Source organism: Okeania sp. SIO2B9 (assembly GCF_010672505.1).
Taxonomy (GTDB): domain Bacteria; phylum Cyanobacteriota; class Cyanobacteriia; order Cyanobacteriales; family Microcoleaceae; genus Okeania; species Okeania hirsuta.
Genome location: NZ_JAAHGK010000731.1, coordinates 1 through 3,937 on the forward strand (window position 1 = coordinate 1; position 3,937 = coordinate 3,937).

At 38.9% G+C, this 3,937-nt stretch carries 4 protein-coding genes and 1 rRNA gene; 3 read left to right on the forward strand and 2 right to left on the reverse strand.

Going from position 1 to position 3,937, the window contains the following annotated elements:
* Window positions 1-605: 605 nt before the first annotated feature.
* Complete coding sequence (locus F6K13_RS22395; protein WP_124143672.1) at window positions 606-821, reverse strand: hypothetical protein; 216 nt, start codon at window positions 819-821, stop codon at window positions 606-608.
* A gap of 27 nt (window positions 822-848) precedes the next feature.
* On the opposite strand from F6K13_RS22395, the gene glpK reads away from it, so the two are divergent.
* The 3 genes from glpK (at window position 849) to F6K13_RS22410 (ending at window position 3,445) form a co-directional block, all read left to right on the forward strand.
* Window positions 849-2,363: a glycerol kinase GlpK gene (gene glpK / locus F6K13_RS22400; RefSeq protein WP_124143673.1), complete on the forward strand. Its 1,515-nt coding sequence runs from the start codon at window positions 849-851 to the stop codon at window positions 2,361-2,363.
* A gap of 508 nt (window positions 2,364-2,871) precedes the next feature.
* Window positions 2,872-3,222, forward strand: coding sequence for an ATP-dependent Clp protease adapter ClpS (gene clpS, locus F6K13_RS22405; protein ID WP_124143686.1), 351 nt, complete (start codon window positions 2,872-2,874; stop codon window positions 3,220-3,222).
* Between the two features lie 85 nt (window positions 3,223-3,307).
* Entirely contained in the window at window positions 3,308-3,445 is a 138-nt protein-coding gene (locus tag F6K13_RS22410) for a hypothetical protein (RefSeq protein WP_192901054.1), read from the forward strand.
* 385 nt (window positions 3,446-3,830) lie between these two features.
* Here F6K13_RS22410 and rrf read toward each other — a convergent pair.
* Window positions 3,831-3,937: ribosomal RNA gene (gene rrf / locus F6K13_RS22415) — 5S ribosomal RNA — on the reverse strand; the annotation flags it as partial.

Consider the following 3,937-nt stretch of genomic DNA (forward strand, 5'->3'; position numbering starts at 1 on the left):
CTTGGACTTTTTTTAACTAAAAAATGCTAAAACGTTTATATATCAGTGCTTTTAGGTCATATAGCGCTGTGCGCAGGCAACAGGCAATAGGTAACAGCTCCGGAAGGGGGAATAAAAAGCTGATAAGATAAAACTTTTAGCTATTGGACACCTCCTGTAATTTGTAAATATGCCAGCGCACATTGCTATAATGGTTCAAAAAATTAGAATTTTAGGCTCATAGTTGCGCAGAATAATCAAGGGATTATTCTTCCTCCTACCTCCTCTATAATTCCCATTTACCCTGTCTCCTGTCTCCTGTCTCCTGTCTCCGACCCTTACCCATAAGACTTTTTCAGCAAACCCTAATTAGATTGGTCAAGGAAAGAAAAATTTGCTAAAAAATCTTTTTTTAGCAAATTTTTCGTGAAAATATCTTACCTGTTGCCTGTTGCCTACTCCTGCAAAAAATCTATATCTTTTTCACCAGATGTCTAATGATTTCTGTATGATAATTAATTTTATTTTTGATTATTGGAGATATCTATTGAACAAAAAAAGAATTCAGAAATTAAGAAATATAATGTAAACTAAAAAAAGGAAAATAATAAGAAAAATTAAAATTTCTAGTCAAAATAGCAGTAATCGTGGTAGATAAACAAAAATCCCGAACTGACTATTGCGGTAAAAAAATCATTGGTGTTGGTGAAAAGAGGTATGATATCCTGTCCGGATAAGAGCGCGAATAAACAACTTTCTCCTTCTACTACTCTTTCTTCTTCTTTCTTTCTTCCTGACTCCTGACTCCTGACTACTAAATAATTAAGATTAATATCATACACTAATTCACCAACGCCAAATCATTTTTTATGACTAAAGACACTGAAAAATACATCCTAGCTCTCGACCTCGGTACAACAGGCAACCGAGCAATATTATTCAACTATCAAGGCGCTAGTATTGGTCAAGCTTACAAAGAACTTACTCAATATTACCCTCATCCCGGTTGGTTAGAACACGACCCAGAAGAAATATGGGAAGACACTTATGCCATGATGGAGCAAGTGTTCCGAAATACTAATATTTTCCCCTCAAATGTAGAAGCTATCGGTTTAACAGTACAACGGGAAACCTGTCTCCTCTGGGATAAAACCACAGGTAAACCACTGCACAAAGCAATAGTTTGGCAAGACCGTCGTACCGCACCCATGATTCGAGAATTAGTAGCAAAAGGCAAAGCAGAAAAAATTCAAAACTGTACCGGATTAGTTTTAGATGCTTACTTCTCAGCAACAAAATTATCCTGGATACTAGAGTGGGTAAAGCAAGAACAACCAAACATTAACCTCAGTAACGTGTTGGCAGGTACTATCGATACTTGGATTTTGTGGAAACTAACTGGTGGGCAAATTCACGCCACCGACCATAGTAACGCCAGTCGCACAATGTTAATGAACATTGAATCCCTAAATTGGGATAGAGAATTATTAGACTTGTTTCAAATTCCTAGAGAAATAATGCCGGAAATCAAACCAAGTTTTAGCATATTCGGCAAAACAAAAGCAGATTTATTAGGAATATCAATTCCTATAGCTACAATTTTAGGAGACCAACAAGCCGCCTTATTTGCCCATGGTTGCGATCGCCCCGGAATGTTAAAATGCACTTATGGTACAGGTAGTTTTTTGATTGCTAATACTGGAGATAGTCTTACTAAATCTCAAAATCAACTATTATCAACTATTGGATGGACTCAAAAAATCAATGGTAATTTGAAAACATCTTACGCTCTAGAGGGGGCAATGTTTACCACAGGAGCTTGTATTCAGTGGTTACGGGATGGGTTGAAAATCATAGACTTCGCAGCAGAAACTGAACATCTGGCAATGCAAGTGGAAGATACTAACGGTGTTTATTTTGTACCTGCTTTAAGTGGTCTCGGTGCTCCTCATTGGGATATGAATGCTCGCGGTGCTTTTCTGGGAATTACTGGAGGTGTGAAGCGGGAAAACATGGTGAGAGCAGTTTTGGAATCAATTGCTTTTCAAGTTAAAGAAGTTGTGGATGCTCTGAATCAAGATAGCGGAACTCTAATGACTAATCTAAAAGTTGATGGTGGAGGTTCGCAAAATAATTTTTTAATGCAATTTCAGGCAGATTTGTTGGGTATTCCTGTTGAACGACCTGCGTTTATTGATGCTACTGCTCAAGGAGCTGCTTTTGCTGCTGGTTTGACAGTAGGTCTATGGGATGACTATCACAAATTGGTGAATAATAGTACAGTTGGGCAGGTGTTTGAACCCGGTGAAAATGCTGCAAAAGTGCAAAAAAGTTTTATGGTTTGGCAAAAAGCTGTTAGTAGAGCCAAAAATTGGATTGAATAATTTTGGGAAGTCCTGCAACGGTAATGGTATTGATTGAACTTGAGGCAAATTACCTAATGATGTTAGCTGTTATTACCTCAGCTCCAATTAAAAGAAAGCGGTCGATCTTCGGAGCTTCCCGTAGGGTGCGATGGCGTTAGCGTTAGCGTTTGCGCAGCATGACCATAGGAAAGCTCCTCTATAAGAGGCAGCTCCTCTGTCACTCTTCGGGTCTCCTCGCCAGATCCAATCGACCAAGAGAGAGGATGTATTTCGGTTTCTTTCCTACTCAAAGTTTTTTTCACTCCCCATCTCCCCATCTCCCCTAACTGAATTACCCCCCGTATGACAAAGACACAAGCAGTAAAAATAGCAAAATTTCTCGCCATATCTAAATTAACCAACATAGGGTGAAGAAAAGATAAAATCTAAATAGGTCTTTAATATAGTTATGATAATTCCTCAAGCAGTTACAATTATGTATAAATCATCCCAATATAATTGTATGGATATACAGGAAAATAGTAGCATGGATCTTGGAATTTCCATCATCCCAATTGCAGACAATATAATAGTGGGAGTAGGGGGTAGCTCCTCTACAACTGTTGCTCCTAGACAGTTTAGTCAAGTTGTTAACAAACCATATCCCAACTACAAGGTTATTGTTTTAAATGATGATGTCAATACATTTAAGCACGTCGCTGAATGTTTGCAAAAATATATTCCAGGTATGACAAGTGATCTTGCTTGGGAGCTAACTCACCAGGTTCACAATGAAGGTCAAGCCATAGTTTGGGTTGGCCCTCTAGAACAGGCAGAATTGTATCATCAGCAGTTGAGTCGGGCCGGGTTAACAATGGCACCCTTGGAAAAAGCATAAATAATTTCAGTAGGGTAATCAACAGTATTAAAATAATTAAACAAAGTTAGATATAACTAGATATTTATTGTAATATACTAGGTTTATGTCTAACTTATTATGGGAAACTGAAGGACGGATCAAGTCAATCCGTACCGAAGGTGGTCATCGACGATTTACTGTATCTAACTTAATCGGTAACAAACAAGATAATTCGGTTGTGCATCAGCAAAGTGTGGGATAGGTAATTAAGTCACCCCAGTTCCAGGGAGCGATAATGCTGACGCAACCCTCCGCCAACGCTAAACCAGCCCTTTGTGCTGCTGTATTCTCAAATGCGAGTATGAAGCCAAATCCAATTGAAATAGGGGATGTAGCTACCGCACTTGCTCCGCTAACACTAATTTCACTATTATTAATGTCTGCTCCCAAACCTTAGCAAATTTATTCTGTCGGCAATGTCATCGGCCATTCTGTTGTCTGACAATTCTATTCCTTCGCTCCAATTGCTGTATCTGGTCTTTTCCGATCATATGCTTAATTTCAGGGGGTACTTGAGCGTTCATATCCTCCCCAATCATCGGTATGCCATTGTTTACAGTTAGTTTTACCTTCTGTGTTAACTATCAGTTCTTCAATAAATTGGTCAGTAGTGCAGTCTGCTTCTGCCTACGGCCATACTACGTTGCTTAACTTCGGTGATCGGACGAGAACCGGTGTTTTCAACGTAGTATGG